1 pseudogene is annotated in these 270 nt (G+C 47.0%); it reads left to right on the top strand.

Features of this window, described 5'->3' with window-relative positions:
* Window positions 1–270: pseudogene (locus tag AAEY72_RS14985) on the top strand (urocanate hydratase); the annotation flags it as partial.

Below are 270 nucleotides of genomic sequence, written 5' to 3'. Positions count from 1 at the left end.
GCAAGCTGATAATTTAGACCATGCTTATGAGCTTATCAAGCAGCATACGAATGCTGGCGAAGCGGTATCTATTGCCCTACTTGGTAATGCTGCTGATATATTACCCGAGATCGTCAAACGTGCCAAAAATGGTGGCTTGAAGCCTGACCTAGTCACTGATCAGACCTCCGCTCACGATCTAATTAATGGCTACCTGCCACATGGCTGGACGGTTGAAGAATGGAAGGCTGCGCAAGAAGATCCTGAGCAGTATACCAACTTAACCAAAGC

This window comes from Psychrobacter sp. W2-37-MNA-CIBAN-0211 (genome assembly GCF_040309405.1).
Lineage (GTDB): Bacteria > Pseudomonadota > Gammaproteobacteria > Pseudomonadales > Moraxellaceae > Psychrobacter > Psychrobacter glaciei.
This window is presented reverse-complemented; position numbering and strand designations above follow the sequence as displayed.